The following is a 17026-nucleotide window of genomic DNA, read 5'->3' on the forward strand; positions in this document are numbered from 1 at the left end:
ACGTCACGGCCAGCGCCGGTATCGCCCTCTATCGGGACGGCGACACCGCCGACACCACCATCCGAAACGCCGACGAAGCGATGTACACCGCCAAAGCCGCCGGCAAGAACCACTACGCACTGTCGGGGGTCTGACCACCGACGCCAGCGGCGTCCCGCGCCCGGATAACTGCCGAGGAACCAGACCGCGATTGAGGTGTCCTCATCGAGTGTCCACCGCCGCCCAACCAGAACCGAGGATTCCGTCAGTTCTGATACCTGACGTTGCCGGTAGTTTCGGCACCGCCTTCCGTGCATGTCAGGTGAGGCCGCAGCCTCGCATCAGCGCTCGTGGTGCGGGTGGTTGTCGGGCGGGATGAGTGGTGTTCCTCAGCGATGGGGGCAGGCTGCTTTGGTTGCGCTGGCCACGATCTCGGTGACCGCCGGATCGCCGTTTCGGGCTGATGGCTAGTCAGCGCGGGGACTAGCCTGTGTTCATGTCCGGGTATGCCGCCGACCTAGCCCTGGCCCAGAGTCTGGCCGACACCGCCGATGCTCTTTCGATGAGCCGTTTCCTGGCGCTCGACCTGCAGGTCAGGTCCAAACCCGACCTCACGCCGGTGTCCGACGCGGACACCGCGGTGGAGGTCGCTCTGCGCACTGTCCTGTCGCGGCTGAAGCCGGACGATCTCGTGCTCGGTGAGGAAGGTGGCGTCGTCGGTGGCGGCAGCAGCTCGCGCTGCTGGGTGATCGACCCGATCGATGGCACGAAGAACTACGTGCGCGGCGTGCCGGTGTGGGCGACGCTCATCGCGCTGGTCGAGGACGGCAATCCCGTGGTCGGGGTGGTCTCAGCGCCGGCGCTGGGGCGACGCTGGTGGGGCTCCGAGGGCGCCGGGGCGTACGTCGACCGGCGGGCCGGTCCTCCGGCACGAATTTCGGTGTCTCAGGTGGAGCGGCTGGAGGATGCTTCCTTCTGTTACTCCTCGCTGCCCGAGTGGGAGCGTATCGGCAAGCTGGACCCGATGCTTCAACTCATGCGTGACACGTGGCGCAGCCGGGCATACGGCGACTTCTACGGCTACGTGCTGCTGGCCGAAGGAGCCCTGGACATCATGGTCGAGCTTGAGCTGGCCGTGTGGGACCTAGCGGCCCTGGTCCCGATCGTCGTGGAGGCGGGCGGGCGTTTCACCGACCTGGCGGGGCAGCCGGGTCCGGACGGTGGCAACGCGGTCGCGACCAACGGCCGCGTTCACGACGAGGTGCTGCGGCGGCTCGCGGCCTGAGGCCAGCCGGCCAGGAGGGTCGTCTCGATGTCGACCCGGTTGACGACGGGCAGATAGGGGTCGATTTCGCCGGGCTCAAACCGGCACAGGCCGGCCACCAGCCAGAACTCGCCCGTCGTGACGCCTTCGACCTTATAGGTGTGGTCGGTGGCGATCGCCGCCCAGCCGCGGCCGGTCAGCGAGATCAGCGTCGCCTCGCACCGACGGCGCCGGATGTTCCAGATCCGGATCGTGCCGTCGTCGCCGGCCGTGGCAAGCCAGTCCTCGTCAGCCAGGAACGTCACCGCGGAGGACCAGCCGCTGTGGCCGTCGAGCGCGGCGACGGGCGCCGCGGTGCGCGCGTCCCACAGCCGGACGACGGCGTCGGCACCAACGCTGGCCAGCCATCGACCGTCGGCGGAATGCGCGAGTGCGTTCACCGAGGAACCGTGTCCTGGGGCCTCGGCGGCCAAGTCGCCCGTGGCCAGATCCCATAGGCGGATATGGTCGCCTCCGGTGGCGAGCAGACGACCGTCCGGCGTGAACGCGACGGCGCGTACCGAACCGCCTCGATGGTCCAGGTCGCGCCGATGCTCGCCGGTGACCGCGTCCCAGATCCGTACGGCCTGGTCGTCGCCGCTGCTGGCGATGTGTACCCCGTCCGCCGACCAGGCGAGGGCGCGGACGGAGCCGGTGTGCCCGCCCAGGTCGGTGGTGCGGCCGGTGGCCAGGTCGGTCACCCGGACCTGGCTGCTGCCGGAGACAAGCCGGCCACCGTCGGGAGCGAACGCCACCGCCCGGACCGGGCCGACGTAGTCGGAGTATTCGCCGACGAGCTGACTGGTTGTGGTGTCGACGACGGTGACCTTGCCGCCGGCTATCGCCAGCCACTGCCCGTCGGACGAGAGCGCGAGGGCACGGATCGAACCGGTGTGGCCCTGCATGTACTGGATCTGGCGGGCACACGGCAGCGTCCAGAGCCGGATGACGCCGAGGTCGTCGCCGGTGGCCAGAAGACCGTCGCCGGCGAAGCGCAGAGCGCGTACGGGTGTGTTGCCGCCTGTGAGGTGTCGCAACAACCGCCCCTCGTCGACGTGCCATTTGCGCAGCGTGCCGTCGTCGCTGAGAAGCCACCGGCCGTGCGGCCCGAAGGCGAGCGACATGACCGGTCCGTTGTGACCGGCGAGCTCACGACCGGACGGCCACAGCGTGACCTTGCCGTCGTCCGCGCCGGTGGCCAGATCTCCGTTGTCGGCGAAAATCGCAGACCAGATCGCCGGACCACTCGTACGCATGGCGGGCTGCTCCGCGCCGTCCGCGGTGTGCCAGCGACGAAGGGCACCGCCCACTCCGCCACCGACGATCGTGCCGCCGTCGGGACTGAACGCGACCGCCCAGACAGGCCCTGTGCTGCACGGCAGCACGTGGGCGAGGGTGCCGTCCGCGTGCCAGAGGCGCACCGCACCGTCGGTGCAGCCGGCCGCGAGATGTCCGGTTCGCGACAGCGCCACCGACCAGACGGCGCCGGATCCGGACGGCACGGCGAGCAGCCGCGCACCCGTCGCCGCGTTCCAGGCCCAGATCATGCCGTGCCGTTCCGCCGCGGCGATGGTGGTCCCGTCCGGCGCGACCGCCACCGCGTGAACCGGACCTGAGCCGGCCTCGAGCTCACCGTCCGGTTCCCCGGTGGCGGTGTTCCACAGGCGGACTCGTCCGTCACCTCCGCCGCTGACCAGCCGGCGGCCACCGGCGAGGAAGGCCACCGAGTGCACCGTCGCGGTGTGCGCGGCGATGACCCGGAGCAGCTGACCGGCTTCCGCGTCCCACAGACGTACGGTTCCGTCCGAGCTGCCCTCCGCCAGCAGGTCGTCCGCGACGACGATTGCCGTGGACCGGGCCGCCGCCGACGGCCGGAACTGCGGTTGCGGCAGGTCGGCCGGGCCGGCGGCACCGTGCATGTCGAGGCCGTCCAACTGGGCGGGCGTGACCGCGGCCCCCGCGAAGGCGGCCCGGCGGGCACGAGCTGAGGTCAGGTCGGCGCCGGTCAGGTCGGCGCCCAGCAGACGGGCGCCCGTGAGGTCCGCGTGCCGCAGGATGGCACCGCGCAGGATCGTCCGGTCCAGCCGTGCCCGCACGAGGTCGGTACCGGTCAGGTTGGCGTCCGTCAGGTCGGATCCGGTCAGGTTGGCCTCGGCGAGATTGGCGCGGGCCGCGTCCGCCCCACGCCACTGCTGCCCGGAGAGGTCCTCTCCCGGCAGTTGCTTGCCGGCGAACTGTGCCGAGTCCGCCGCCCGCAGCCCGAGACCCTTGAGCATCTCGACCGCGTTCATCACCGCGCCCGCCGTCGCTGCCCGATCCCGGAGAACCCGCTCGGCCCACCGGCGAGCCGGTTCGGCACCGGCTAGCCCGCGGACAAATCCGAGCAGCAGGCGCGGCGTCTCGTTGCGCAGCGCTGTCGGCATGAGGTCGCCGTCGGCGAGCTGCCGGCATGCCCGTTCCGCGACGATCCACTCCAGAACAGACTGATGTACGAAGCGGTACCGTCCGTCGAGGCCACGGACCAGCAGGCTGTTCGCACCCGTGAGCTCGTCGGGGCCCAGGGCGCGGTCCGGTGACGTCCAGACGCGCTCGGCCAGGTCGCCCACCTCCTCCCAGAGCTGCTCAGGGGTGGGCGGCGCCGGGCCGGCCCGGGCGAGGCGCCGGTGCTCGCCGTCGAGCCACTGGTGGAGTACCTCGCGGTAGAGGGCGGCTCCCGACGCGCCGCCGGCGGCGCGTAGCCGGGTCTCGCTGATGTCGGCGATGAAATCGAGCATCCGCGGGTTGGCGGCGAGCGCGCGGAGATCCTCCACCTCGCGCAGCAGGGCAAGCCTCCGGCCTGCGGCCTGGTCGCTGCCGAGCCGCTGGGCGAGGAACGTGTGGATCTGTGACTCGTCGAAGTCGGCCAGCCGCGCCACGCGCCGGTCCGGGATGGCGTTGAGGCGCTCACCGAGTCCGGTCATGCCGCGCCGGTCGGTCAGGAAATACTCGTCGCGGGCGGTGACGACGATCTTCGCCCGGCCCTGGGCGACCTCGGCGAGGGCCTGGAGGTGATCGGCGGCGTCGATGTAGCCGACCCGCGTCACCAGCTCGTCGAAACCGTCGGCCAGCAAGGCGATCCGCCCGTACAGCAGGAGGTTTCGCGCCGCTCCGACGGTGATGCGCGGCTCGGCGTACCGGTTGATCTGCTGGGTGAGCAGCTCCTCGACCGGACGGGTCCGCGTCAGGTCGCGTAATTGCACCAACACCGGCACGACGCCGTCGTCTCGGGCATGCATGCGACGGGCGGCCTCGCTCAGGAGGAAGCTCTTGCCATAGCCGAACGGGGCGAGCACCACCACGAACGGGCCGTTGAGATCGTCCAGCCAGCCCAGCAACTGGCCGAGGAGATCCTCGCGGGCGGGGCCGGACTCGCCCTGCGGGGCTGTGTCGATCTCCTGATAACGCTGCGGCACGTAGAACCGGGTCTGGTAGCGCGGGTCGTGGTCGTGGTCGAGGTCGCGGTGCTGGGCGGCGGCGAACGGCCGCAGGTCGAACCCGATCTTGTATTCGATGAAACTCATCAGGTGTACGCCCTCGACCGCAGCCGTGCGGCGCAGGTGCGCGCTCGCCGGTTCGCCGCCGTACAGCAGTATCGCGGCGATCCCCGCGGCCGGGTAGTCGCGGCGCTTGACGGCCAGCACCCGGTCGAGCTCGGTCTCGGTTGCGGTGTACTCGCACACGCCGATCAGGGTTTCCTCCACGATGTCCAGTCGCCCGGCGCGGGTCGTCGACGTGACGAACAGGAACGCGAGACCAGCACCGTGGCCACCGGGCAGCGGTCGTACCGTGCAGCCCGGGTGGCGCGACATGATTGTTTCGATGGCTCGGGACACCAACTGGTCGGCCGGTGTCGCCGCCGAGGGCTTTCGATCCTTCGCCATTCGCTCGAACAGGGGCATCGCCAGAGCCACGGCCAGTATCAGTCCGAGTACGCTGGCGACCTGGTCCGCAGCCGCCAGACCAAGCAGCCGCCAGGCCAGGCCGATGCTCACGAGCAGCAGCGCGAACCCGGCAACAAGGAATATGCGGCGGCCCGTCGACACACGACCAGCATGACGCCCGCGACACCCGAACGGAATCGCCGTGGCGCCGGAGATGGCGAGTGACGCTGCCGCGTCCCCGTGCGCGGGCCTCGCCACCCAAGGCAGCGATCTCGATCGCGGCACCCAGCAGGCCGCAGGTCCCTTGAGGGGCTCGGGCGGCAGCCCGGGTTGACAGATGGAGGAGTCCTTGGTGGACGATGCCGCATGCGTATTCTCGTCGTCGGAGCAAGTGGCCTCGTCGGATTCCATGTCGGGAAGGTCCTGCGCGAGCGTGGCCACGCGGTGACCAGCGTGGCCCGCTCCGCCGCGCACGGGCTTGACCACCGCGTCGACCTCGGATCTGCTTCGGTCGAGCAGCTGCGGACGTTGCTGGCCGGGCACGACGGCGTGGTCTTCGCCGCTCGTACGGACGAGCAACGGCCGCTGCGCCGTCCCATTCATCCGGTCTTCCGCCACGACATGGTGGAGCCGGTGGTACGTCTGTTCGGCGCGGCCCGCGACGAGGGTCTGACCCGCGGCGTCATCATGGGCTCCTATTACACGTACTTCGACCGGTTGCATCCGCAGTGGCGCCTTCCGGAACGGCACGTCTATGTCCGTTGCCGGGTGGACCAGGCCCAGGAGGCGCGGGTGGCGGCCGGCCCCGGTCTGCCGGTCGCTGTCCTGGAGCTGCCGTTCGTGTTCGGCCGGGCCGGCGAACGCCTGCCGAACTGGGCGCCTGCCCTGAGCCGCTGGGTAATGTCTCGTTCGCCGCTGGTCGCCCCGCCCGGCGGGACCGCGGCCACGTCGGCGCGGCGCGTCGCCGAGGTCGCGGCGGACGCGCTCGAGAGCGGCAGCGGCCAGGACATTCCGGTAGCCGACGAGAACCTGGCCTGGTCCGAGATGATCACCCGGATCGCCGCGGCGGCCGGCCGTCCCCGGCGGGCCGTGCGCCTGCCGGCCGTCGCGGTGCGCGCGTCACTCGGGCTGGCGGGGACGTTACAGGCGCTGAGCGGCCGGGAATCGGGGACCGATCTGAGACACCTTCCCGACCTGCTATTAGCCGACCTGTTCATCGAACCAGCGTCGGGACAACCGCTCACCGAAGCCATCGAGGAGACGTTCGGGCCCTGACGGCGTTGCGGCTCACGACCTTCACGTACGCGGGGGATCGGCTTACCGAGGTGAGCTCGAGTGACAGCCGCAAGTGGGCCCTGGCGTACACGGGTGACCGCATCAGCACGGTGTCCGCGGCCGTCACTGTCTCGACGTCGAATCCCCTCGGTCGCCCACGATCAAGACGATCGGAACGATCAGTCAAGAACGACCGTTCCATAACTGACGCAGCCGGGCCGCGCCGCCGAGCGAACACGCAACCCCGACGCGTCCCCCGCTCGCCCCGGCGGCGGAGGGGATGGACGTCCGCCGGAACCGACCGGGGCGGGGTGCCAGTGCCGCTGAGTAAGGGTCGCAAGATGACACAGCGAGTTATCTCCGCGGCGAGTTCGCGGGCGTACCTGCCTGTCGCTGGACCCCTGGTTCTGCGCCGGCTTTCTGCTTCGCTTGCCCCGCAAAGGATTCGCCTGTCGGACGATGACCCTCGGTGTTTTAGACGTGACGCTCAGTGTTGGGCCTAATGTCACAGTGAGTAATCGCCACCGCTGCCGTCAATGGTGACAATCTGTAACCCTCACCACCGCGGCCACCGGGAGTTCGACATCTCTGCAATTAGAAAGTTCACCACGATGTTCGCCCTCGTGGTCGCTGCCCTCACCGTCACCACGGTCAGCGTGGGCTCGCCGGCCTCGGCCGCCACCGCGTCAACGTCGCGGGCCAATAGCGCCCTGCAGTCGGTCGTCCCGGGCGCATGGCGCAACGCCATCCCCAATGCCCGGGCCACCAGGCTGATCTCCGGGAAATCGAGCACCTCCGCCTACCGCATGGGAATCTGGGTAAGCCGCTTCCATGCCGCCAAGCCGGCGCCTCTGTTGCGGCACACCATGGCGCACGAGTTTGGTCACCACATCGCTTTCTACTACGGCAGTCAGGTGGTCTACGGAGCCGCACCGACAGGATTCCCCCAGGGCGTCACCTCTGTCGAGACCTGGGCGGACTGCGTCGCGTCGGCGTTCAGCGGGGTCGACAAGCACGGCACGAACGTCAAGAAGCACTGCAGCAGAGCAGGCCTGCGGTGGACGAAGGCGTGGCTGAGCAAGGGTCCCTACGCGCACCCGCGCACCAACGCGGCGATCCACTGGTGACACCCGGGTCATCCGCCCGTGACACCGGCACTCACCCGAACTGATGGCTGCTGCCGTGCGTCAGGGACAGGATCGCTCATTGGCCACCCGAGCCGACACCCGCGGTCCCGCCGAGTCACGGATATCGCTTTCGATACCGGAGCAGGATCACAACGCCTAGAGCAACCAGGCCGACACCGATAGCCGACAGTGCAGGCACCAGTCCGATACCGGTGGTCGGTAGCCGCGGCGGGCCCCCGGAGGGGGTGTCGGTGGAGGTTGGCGTCGACGTGCGAGGCGGCACTCCGATCGGTGGACCGCCGGCGGGAGGTCCGGTTGGTGCGCTCGCTGCGGGCGGTGCGCCAGGTGACCCGGGCGAGGATGCGGGCGAGGATGCGGGCGAGGATGCGGGCGAGGATGCGGGCGAGGATGCGGGCGAGGATGCGGCCGACGACCCGGGCGGGCTGGTGGCGGCGGCGCACAAGGGCGTGGTGATGTCGTTGTCGTCGAGCGTGACCGCGCCGTTGCGGGCTAAGGCGCGGCCGACCAGGTCGGCGCCGGTGTTCATGGTGATCGAGGACAGCGCCATGATGTTGCCGACGAAGTCGCTGTTCGTGCCCAGCGTGGCCGAGCTGGTGACCTGCCAGAACACGTTGCACGGGGAGGCGCCGTTGAGGAAGGCCACGTTGCTGTTCGACGCCGTGATCAACGTGGAGGAGACCTGGAAGACGAACACTGCCGCGGTGTCGTTCTGCGAATCGAGCGTCAGCTCCCCGGTCAGCTGAGCGGCACCGAGCCGATATACGCCGGGGATCAGTGTCCTGCCGCCCAGCTCTGACGCAAGGTTGGTGAACGGTGTCCGGCCGGCGGCGTCGGTGTACGCGGCGGTGAGGTCGTTCTTGGCCTGCAGAGCGACGCCGTCGGCGAGATGGGTCTCCCCGGCCACGGTTCCGGGTGGAAAGCCGGGGGCCGCGGTGCCTGGATGGACGCCGAGACCCTGCGCAAGGGTCGTGGCGCCGGTATTGGTGACCGTCGCCCCGGCGAGCACTGAGAAGTCGGCAGCGGTGTTCAGGTCGACCGGATTCTCGGCCGCGTCCGCAGGCCCGGGAATCAGGAGGAGCATCAGGCCCAGGGTGGCGGCCGCGGCGACGGATCCGACGCCGGCGCGCCAACGGTAACTCCGGTGTTGAAGTGTCACGCCGTGCCCTTCTTTGGGTCCTTCCGCGAGGCCGAGACAAGTACGCGCCGGTGCACAAATGCGGTACTGATCCGTACCTTTTCACGCTGATAACATTTTTCAGCCCATTTCAGGTAATAAGTAAGCCCAGACTCCGAGAAACAGGCCGGGAGGGGCGGCAGCGCGGCGACGATGCGACGGCGGCCAGGCCACCCCCTCGCGGTTCGTCGTCCAGCACCTGCCGCGCCGCCCGCGGACCGGCGCCGGATGGTGGCGTGGCCCCGGCCAGCGTGTCCTGACCCGCTGGCTGCCCCGCCGGCCCAGCGACGTGTGGCTGACCGACCTGGTAGCGGGTGACCGCCTCGCCGAGTTCGGCTCCGTCGAGGTCGGCGAGGCGGAAGTGGACGCCGCCCAGACGCGGGCAGTTGCGCGTGCTCGGCAAGCCGCGGATCGAGAACATCACCGCAGACGGCCGTCCCTTGCGGGCCAAAGCGCTCGAGCTTGTTCCGGAGCCGGCCGCTACCGGCCTTCGGACTCGGCCAGCCCCAGTCGGCAAGCACAATCCTCGAGCTGGGTGAAGATCTGCGTCTGAGCGAGTGCTTCCGTCATCGCCGCTGATGGCGGAAGCACCGCCGAGCTTTTCTCCAGCAACATGTGCAGATCGGCCGGGTAGTCACCCATGTCGCCACATGTCACCTTCCCCGCCCGAACCGCCTCGGTTTCCGTTCCCGTGGAATCGTGTGGGCCAGTTTCCCGGTCAGGATCGCCCGGCATGTGGCCGGTGTGATCCAGGGGGTTGCCCTGCCTGGAGCACCCAGCAGCCGGCCGATCTCGCCGGCACCACCGCCGACACGAGCCGGCGCTATCACCGGCTCGGTCTGCTCGAGGAGCCGGAGAGACCGCGCCGACATCGCGTCCTTCTGCGCGATGGCGCACCGGCCGACACCGCCGAAGGCTTCGAGTCCGTACCCGTGGCTGGACGATCCGGCCGGGTGGACTGTTCAGAGCGCGGTGCCGCCCGAAGCGTCGATGACCTGGCCGGTGACCCAGCGTCCCTCGTCGGAGGCGAGGAAGGCGATGATGCCGACCACGTCGTCCGTCTGGCCGAGCCGGCCGAGGGCGACGCGCGCCGTCTGCTGTGCCACGAGTTCCGGATTGTCGACCAGGTAATCGCTCTGCCGGGTCATCGTGATGCCGGGCGCCACCGCGTTGACGGTGATGCCGCGCGGCCCCAGATCCACCGCCATGTCGTAGGTGAACCAGTTCAGCGCCGCCTTGCTGACGCCGTAGACCAGCAGATCCGGGCTTCCGACCCTGGCCGCGGTGCTGGAGACGTTGATGATCCGGCCGCCGTCGCGCAGTCGCGGCAGCGCGAGCTTCGTGATGAAGAACGGCGCCTTCACGTTCACGGCCATCACCTTGTCGTACGCGTCCTCGGTGAGGTCGGCCAGCCGGGCGAAGTTTCCGGCGCCGGCGTTGTGGACGAGGATGTCGATCTTCCCGTCGGGCACGAACTCCCGGCCGGCCTCGTCGAAGGTCTCCCAGAAACGAGCCGCGTCGCCGGGTGTGCCCAGCTCGGTGTGAACGGCGAAGGCACGTCCGCCATCTTTGCGAATGCGGTCCACCGTGTCGCGGGCCGCCGCCTCGTCGTGGCCGTAGGCGACGGCGACCGTCGCCCCGTCCTGGGCGAACCGCTCGACGGTCGCCCGGCCGATCCCGTGACTGCCGCCGGTGACGACGGCCACCTTGTTCCGCAGTGCTCCTGACATGTCCCGCTCCTTTGTTGGACGATCGCTCAAGAGGAACCGTACACGCTTCTTGAGTGATCGACCAACAAATGGTTCGCCTGCTCTTGAACGATCGCTCTAGAATGGGTGCATGGGCACACCGGAAGTGCGGCGCGGCCGGCCGCCGACCTTCGATCGGGCGGCCGCGCTGGCCGCCGCCACCCGCCTGTTCTGGCAGAACGGGTACGAGGCGACCTCGATCCACGACCTGACCCGGGAGATGGGCATCCGGGCCGGCAGCCTCTACGCGGCCTTCGGGGACAAGAGGTCCTTGTTCAACGAGGTCGTCGAGGCGTACGGCCGTTCCCCGGCCGGAGAATTCATCTGGGCCGCGATGGCGAGGGAGCCCACGGCCTTCGCTGCTTTCCACCGCATCCTGCTCGACGCGGCGGCGATGTACACCGACCCGGAGACCCCGGCCGGAAACCTGCTCTGCAGCGCGGCCGCGGCCGACATCGATGTCGCCGTTTACATGCGTGATCTGCGCAACGCCAACGTCGACACCTTCGAGAAGCGCTTGACGACCGCTCAGCAGGAGGGCGAGATACCGGCGACCGCCGATCCCCGCAAGCTGGCCGCATACTTCACCGCCGTCATGCATGGCATGTCCCAGCGTGCCCGGGATGGCGCCACGGCGGCGGAGCTCACCGATACCGCGGAACTGGCCATGGCCGCCTGGCCGGCACCATCACCGGCACCAGCCGATTGACCGACTGATTCGGTGGGGGCCTCAGCACCGGACACTCGGCGCGGCTGAGCCCGAATCCATCGGCCGCTTCGAAGCGGACAAGCACAACGGCCTTCATCGGATCAGTCCTTCCCGAGTTCGGCGATTCCGAAGTGGCTTTCTCGGTCGTTACAGCCAACACCGTGTGGCTGGAACACAGTCAAACGTCACCGCGCCTTGCCTCTGTCCCGGCAGCACACGCGTCCCCACGAGGGCGGACGGCGGCCGAAGAGCAGCGGTGAGTGGTTCGCGTCCGTCGAGAAAGTTTTGGGTTCGCTGACAACGTCTTCGTCAGTAAGAGGGTCTTACCTGGTGTGACGACCGCTATGAGCCACCGAGCGTCCGAGACGCACGGCGTGGAGCAGGAGTTCCGCGTCTTCGTCCAGGGCATCGCCGATTCGCTGCACCGCACCGCCTATCTGTTGAGCGGTGACTGGTATCTGGCCGACGACCTCGTCCAGGAGACTCTGGCCAAGGCCTACAGCCAATGGCGCAAGGTTCACCGGGCCGACAGCCCGTCTGCGTACGTACGTCGCATCCTGATCAACGAGTCGCGGCGCGGCTGGCGCCGGAATCGGAAACACGTTGTGGAATCCGGCACCCGGGTGCCGGATCCGGCGGTAGCCGACATGGCCGACAGCGTGGTGAACCGGGCCGAACTGCTGCAAGCGTTGCAGTCGCTCCCGGCTCGGCAGCGAGCCACCGTCGTCCTGCGGTTTCTCGAGGGACTGAGCGAGCGGGAGACCGCCGCGACCCTCGGGTGCAGTGAGGGCACCGTCAAGAGCCAGACGAGCCGCGCGTTGATCAAGCTGAAGTCCGTCCTGAAGGAAGAGTACTGACATGTCTCACGACACCGAGGATCGCCTCACCACGGCGCTGCAGGGCTTCCGCTCCGACCCGTCGTACTCGCCGCAGATCGACGAGATCCTGGCCCGCGGAAAGCAGATGAGCCGGCGCCGGATCGCCTGGCGCGCCACGGCCGGCGGCACCTTCGCCGCCGCCGCGGTCACGGCGGTGGCTCTCGCCGGCGGTGGCACCGGCGTCCCGTCCCCGTCGCCCAACCTCGCCGCCCCGGGCTCGTCCGTGACCGCCGAGCAGCCTCCGGTGGTGCGCCTGGTCGGCCACCTCACCACGCTCACGCAGACCGAGGGCGACGCGACACTGATCTCGCGCAACCAGGTCTTCACCGACGGCAAGAAGGTCGACGACTGGGACCTGTACGCCGACAACGGTGACTACTTCTTCGCCACGACCCGCGCCGGACTCCCGGCCCGGGTCAAGAATGGCCGATCGCAGATGGACAAGGCGGACGAGGCCGGCCGTAAGCGGGCGGTCGCCGCGGCGAGGCTGGCGGCCAAGGGCGACCTGAACGAGGCCCGTAAGCGGATGGCACGCGCCTACCACACGGGTGACAACCCGGTGCCGATCGAGTCTCCGGGCGCCGTCAAGCCGCTCTCGGAGGAAGGCAAGATCAAGAAAAAGGTCTCGGGCGCCAAGGGGGTTCCGGTCAACCGCACCGACAACTGGGTGTGGAACACCTCGATGGATGCGCTGCGCGACGGTGCCGGCGACCCGGCCGTCCGCGCCGGGGTGCTGCGACTGCTCGACCAGATGCCCGAGATCGCGATCGAGGAGGGCACCCTCGACGGCCGGAAGGTGCTCACCCTGACCGCCGGCGCCCCGGCCGTCGACAGCCCCGAGAGCGTGGTCGTCGACGCCGAGACCGGCATGCCGGTCAAGTACACCAACACCTTCGTCACCGTCACCTACACGGTGTCCCGGGTGACGCTCGCGGACGTCGCCGCCGCCAAGTTCTGATCACCACCGGGTCAAGGCCGCACCCGAGGCACAACCTCGGGTGCGGCCTTGCCGCATCGGCAACCGCACGCCGAAGCCCCCCAATCGCGTCTCGCGCCGTTGCGCTAATCCTTCAGGCCGCGAAGCAGGGCTTCGAGGTCCCGCTCGCCCTCACGGGTCTGGGCGCCGTGGGTGACCCCGCCGCTGATCAGCTGCATGGCGGCGGGGCGGGCGAACAGGCCCGCCCAGGCGGCATCCTCGCGCACGAGGCCCTCGGCCAGGTCGTCGGCGACGATGGCCTTCTTGGCCGCGGCGATCACCCCGTCGGGCAGCGCGGCGATATTACGGGCGAGGCGGTCGACGAACGGGTCGAGCTCGTCAGCCGGCAACGCCCGGTTGACCCAGCCGTACCGCTCAGCCGTCTCCGCGTCGAACAGGTCCGCGCCCAGCACGACTTCCAGGGCGCGGTTACGGCTCATGCGGGCGCGGACATACTGCGTGGCCCCACCGCCGGGCACGATGCCCATCAGCGCCTCGACCTGGCCGAGTCCGGCGCGGCCGATCGCGGCGAAGCTCACGTCGGCGGCGGCGACGAACTCGGCCCCGCCCCCGCGGGCCAGGCCGGCGAGCTTGACGATGGTCACCTGCGGCTGGTTCCGTAGCTGCTCACCCAGGGCCTGGAAGACGTTGACGCCGTCCGGAAGGCCGGCCGCGAGCGGTGCGAAGGCCTCGGCGGTGCCGGACATGTCGACGTGGGCGATGAAGAACTCCGGGTCGGCGCTCTCGAACACGATCACCCGTACGGTGTCGTCGTCTTTGAGCACGGTGAGCAGGTCGCGAAGTTCGAGCATGAGGGCGGCGCCGAGCACGTTGACCGGCGGGTTGTCGATCACGACCCGGGCGACGCCCTCGTCGAAGGTCACCCGAAGGGCCTGGTATTTCTCGTCGTTGCTCACAGTGACTTCGATCGTTCTTGGTGCAGGGGCCCTGGCGCCGGGACCGGACGCAGCTGATCACACCCACGACACTCGTCCGACGAGTAAAAAGCGTGTTCCCGCGACACAGTCCAGCCGGCGGTGGCTCGCGCGACGGCGACAAGGGGAGAAGCGGATTAGATATGGCAGTTGGTGGTTCGCGTCGGTGAGAATCACCTGGTGCCGTCTGACCTGGGAGTTGAGCGACCTTGAGCGATTTCGTGGGGCGGCGCGCGGAGCGTGGGGCGCTCGAGCGGGTGCTCGCGCGGGCTCGGGTCGGGAACAGCGGGGTGCTGGTGGTACGCGGGGAGGCGGGCATCGGGAAGACGGCGCTGTTGGAGCAGGCCCACGATGCCGCCCTGTCATCAGGCTTCCGGGTGGAGTCCTGCGCGGGGGCGGAGGCCGAGGCTCAGTTCGCGTTCGCCGGTCTGCACCAGCTGTGCAGCCCGCTGCTGGGCCGTCTTCATGAGCTGCCCAGCCCCCAGCAGGCCGCGCTGGGCGTGGCGTTCGGGCTACGATCCGGCCCCACCCCAGACCGCTACCTGGTGGGGTTGGCGACCCTTACCCTGGTGGCCGAGGTCGCCGAGGAGGAACCGCTGCTGTGTCTGGTCGACGACGCGCAATGGTTGGACGAGGCGTCTGCTCAGGTCCTGGCGTTCGTGGCGCGACGGGTGTCCGCCGAGCGGGTGGCACTGCTGTTCGGCGTGCGTGACCCCGATACGGACGCGGGCGCGGTCGATCCGTTCGGCGGGCTACCCGAGCTGCGCCTGGACGGCCTCGGCGACGCCGACGCGTTGGCGCTACTGGCCGCCGCGGTCCGTGAACCGCTGGATGAGGGTGTCCGCGACCAGATCGTCGCCGAGGCCCGCGGCAACCCCCTGGCCCTGCTCGAGCTGCCGAACAACGCACAGCTGACCGGACTGGCCGGCGGGTTCGAGCTACCGGACGTGTTCAAGGTTCCTCACCGGGTCGAGGAGAGCTTCCGGCGCCGCTCGGCCGGGCTGCCGGTCGAGACCCAGCTCCTGCTCCTGGTCGCCGCCGCTGACCCGACCGGCGAGGCGGCGCTACTGTGGCGCGCCGTCACCCACCTGGGCATCGCCCCCGAGGCGGCCGCACCCGCGGAGCAAGCCGGGTTGCTTGAGATCGACACCCGGGTCCGCTTCCGCCACCCGCTGGTGCGCTCGGCGGTCTACCAGGCGGCCACGTCGCCGGACAAACGTCGCGCGCACGGCGCGCTGGCCGCAGCCACGGATCCGCGCTACCCGGACCGCCGCGCCTGGCACCGAGCACAAGCTGCGCTGGGTCCCGACGAGGACGCCGCCGCCGACCTGGAGCGCTCGGCCGACCGGGCTCGCGCCCGGGGCGGGCTGGCCGCCGCAGCCGCGTTCCTGCAGCGTGCGGCCGAACTCACCCCGGACCCGACCACCCGGGCAGCACGGGCCCTGGAGGCCGCCTACGCAGCGCATGACGCCGGCTCGACCGATGCAGCCCTGGACCTGCTGACCGTCGCGGCCGCCGGGTCGCTGGATGCCTTGCAGAAGGCCCGAGGCGAGCTGCTGCGCGCCCGGATCGCTTTCCGCCTGACCCGCGGCAGCCACGTGCCGGGACTGCTGCTCGACGCCGCCGGCACGCTCGTCCCGCTTGACGCACCGTTGGCCCGCGAGGCCTACGTCGAGGCGATCGAGGCGTCGTTCCATGTCGGCCGCTTCGCGCCCGTTCACTACCTGCGCGAGGTAGCCGTGGCCGCACAGCGGGCGGTGCCGCCGACGACGACGTCGTCGCGGCCGGTCGATCTGCTTCTGGACGGGTTGTCCACCAGGTTCACGCGAGGTTACGAGGCAAGCGTTCCCAAGCTGCAGCAGGCCCTTGAGTCGCTCGTCAACGACGACTCCCGATCCGAAGACGATGGCCGCTGGGTCTGGCTGGCCTGCCACGTCGGGGCCATGTTGTGGGACGACGAGGCGATCTACGTACTGGCCACGCGCGCCGTCCGGCTCGCCCGCGAGGCTGGTGCGCTCGCAACACTTCCCTCCGCACTCAATGCCCTGGCCTTGCTGCTCGTACTCACCGGTGAACTCGGCCGGGCTGCTGAGTTGTTCGCAGAAGAGGATGAGATCACGCGGGCAACGGCGGCCCCGCCGCTCCCTAACTCAAGGCTCTCGTTGGCCGCCTGGCGCGGTACGCAACCGGGTACGACCGAGCTCGTCGCGACCACGGTCGAGAGAGCGACGGCGGGCGGCGAGGGTCTGGCCGTCAGTAGCGCCGACCTAGCGCTCGCGTACCTGCACAACGGGCTGGGCAATTTCGACAGAGCATGCGCCGCGGCGAATCGACTGATCGAGCTCGACGAGCTGGCTCACAGCAGCCTCGCGCTTCCAGAACTGGTCGAGGCGGCCGTCCGGGCCGACCAGCCCGAGCGCGCTGCAGCCGCACTCGACACGCTGGAGTCGAGGGCCGCTGCGAGCGGCACCCAATGGGCGCTCGGGATGGCGGCGCGCTCACGCGCCCTGGTCAGCACGGGGCCGAGCGCCGAGGCTCACTACCGTGAGGCGATCGAGCGGCTGGGCAGCTGTCGTATGGTCACCCACCTGGCCCGCGCGCACCTGGTGTACGGCGAGTGGCTGCGCCGTGAGGGCCGTCGGCAGGATGCCCGCGAAGAGCTCCGCACGGCCCACCGGCTGCTGTCGGACATGGGTGCGGAGGCGTACGCCCGACGTGCCGCACAGGAGCTCCGCGCCACCGGTGAGCATCCTCGCAAGCGAGGCGCCCAGCCGACCGACGCGCTTACTGCCCAGGAAGCGCGTATTGCGCGACTGGTGGCCACCGGGGCAACCTCCCGTGAGGTCGCATCGCAGCTGTTCCTCAGCCCGCGCACGGTCGAAGCCCACCTGCGCAGCATTTTCCGCAAGCTCGGCATCACCTCCCGGCGGCAGCTCGCGGAGCTGCGGCTCCCCTGAACCGGGTGGACGACGAGCCCGGGA

General features: G+C 69.8%; 14 protein-coding genes. 8 read left to right on the forward strand and 6 right to left on the reverse strand.

Annotation, left to right across the window (positions count from 1 at the left end; translation table 11 throughout):
- A partial coding sequence (locus EER30_RS50100) for a diguanylate cyclase domain-containing protein (protein ID WP_127506293.1) occupies positions 1-134 on the forward strand: 134 nt, incomplete at its 5' end.
- A 341-nt stretch (positions 135-475) separates the two neighbouring features.
- Positions 476-1264, forward strand: a complete 789-nt coding sequence (gene hisN / locus EER30_RS38320; RefSeq protein WP_127506297.1) for a histidinol-phosphatase — start codon at positions 476-478, stop codon at positions 1262-1264.
- On the opposite strand, the gene EER30_RS38325 is transcribed toward hisN, so the two are convergent.
- On the reverse strand, positions 1231-5364 hold the full coding sequence (locus EER30_RS38325) for an NACHT and WD40 repeat domain-containing protein (protein ID WP_127506299.1): 4134 nt from the start codon (positions 5362-5364) through the stop codon (positions 1231-1233). The two genes, hisN and EER30_RS38325, sit on opposite strands and share 34 nt — an antisense overlap.
- 204 nt (positions 5365-5568) lie before the next feature.
- On the opposite strand from EER30_RS38325, the gene EER30_RS38330 reads away from it, so the two are divergent.
- Complete coding sequence (locus tag EER30_RS38330; protein ID WP_127506301.1) at positions 5569-6477, forward strand: NAD-dependent epimerase/dehydratase family protein; 909 nt, start codon at positions 5569-5571, stop codon at positions 6475-6477.
- 611 nt (positions 6478-7088) lie between these two features.
- Complete coding sequence (locus tag EER30_RS38335) at positions 7089-7604, forward strand: hypothetical protein (protein WP_127506303.1); 516 nt, start codon at positions 7089-7091, stop codon at positions 7602-7604.
- Between the two features lie 115 nt (positions 7605-7719).
- On the opposite strand, the gene EER30_RS38340 is transcribed toward EER30_RS38335, so the two are convergent.
- The 4 genes from EER30_RS38340 to EER30_RS38350 all read right to left on the reverse strand — a co-directional run bounded on the left by EER30_RS38340 (position 7720) and on the right by EER30_RS38350 (position 10529).
- Positions 7720-8706, reverse strand: coding sequence for an ice-binding family protein (locus EER30_RS38340; RefSeq protein ID WP_127506441.1), 987 nt, complete (start codon positions 8704-8706; stop codon positions 7720-7722).
- A gap of 184 nt (positions 8707-8890) precedes the next feature.
- Positions 8891-9202 carry a hypothetical protein gene (locus tag EER30_RS47570; RefSeq protein WP_164842633.1) on the reverse strand — a complete coding sequence of 104 codons (312 nt, stop codon included), beginning with the start codon at positions 9200-9202 and terminating at the stop codon, positions 8891-8893.
- Between the two features lie 77 nt (positions 9203-9279).
- Positions 9280-9441, reverse strand: a complete 162-nt coding sequence (locus EER30_RS47575) for a hypothetical protein (protein ID WP_164842634.1) — start codon at positions 9439-9441, stop codon at positions 9280-9282.
- A 320-nt stretch (positions 9442-9761) separates the two neighbouring features.
- Complete coding sequence (locus EER30_RS38350; RefSeq protein ID WP_127506305.1) at positions 9762-10529, reverse strand: SDR family NAD(P)-dependent oxidoreductase; 768 nt, start codon at positions 10527-10529, stop codon at positions 9762-9764.
- A gap of 109 nt (positions 10530-10638) precedes the next feature.
- Here EER30_RS38350 and EER30_RS38355 point away from each other — a divergent pair, with 109 nt between their 5' ends.
- From EER30_RS38355 to EER30_RS38365, 3 genes are all read left to right on the forward strand, one after another.
- A complete protein-coding gene (locus EER30_RS38355; protein WP_127506307.1) occupies positions 10639-11256 on the forward strand; it encodes a TetR/AcrR family transcriptional regulator in 618 nt (205 codons plus the stop codon).
- A gap of 344 nt (positions 11257-11600) precedes the next feature.
- Positions 11601-12113, forward strand: coding sequence for a SigE family RNA polymerase sigma factor (locus EER30_RS38360; RefSeq protein WP_127506309.1), 513 nt, complete (start codon positions 11601-11603; stop codon positions 12111-12113).
- A gap of 1 nt (position 12114) precedes the next feature.
- On the forward strand, positions 12115-13092 hold the full coding sequence (locus EER30_RS38365) for a hypothetical protein (protein ID WP_127506311.1): 978 nt from the start codon (positions 12115-12117) through the stop codon (positions 13090-13092).
- 104 nt (positions 13093-13196) lie between these two features.
- Here the strand turns inward: EER30_RS38365 and EER30_RS38370 are convergent, their stop codons facing one another.
- Positions 13197-14027 (reverse strand): enoyl-CoA hydratase/isomerase family protein, encoded by an 831-nt coding sequence (locus EER30_RS38370; RefSeq protein WP_127506313.1) that lies wholly within the window; start codon positions 14025-14027, stop codon positions 13197-13199.
- 227 nt (positions 14028-14254) lie between these two features.
- Here EER30_RS38370 and EER30_RS38375 point away from each other — a divergent pair, with 227 nt between their 5' ends.
- Complete coding sequence (locus tag EER30_RS38375) at positions 14255-17002, forward strand: ATP-binding protein (protein WP_240670564.1); 2748 nt, start codon at positions 14255-14257, stop codon at positions 17000-17002.
- Positions 17003-17026: the final 24 nt, after the last annotated feature.

Origin of the sequence: Actinoplanes solisilvae (assembly GCF_003999975.1) — a bacterium.
GTDB classification, from domain to species: domain Bacteria; phylum Actinomycetota; class Actinomycetes; order Mycobacteriales; family Micromonosporaceae; genus Actinoplanes; species Actinoplanes solisilvae.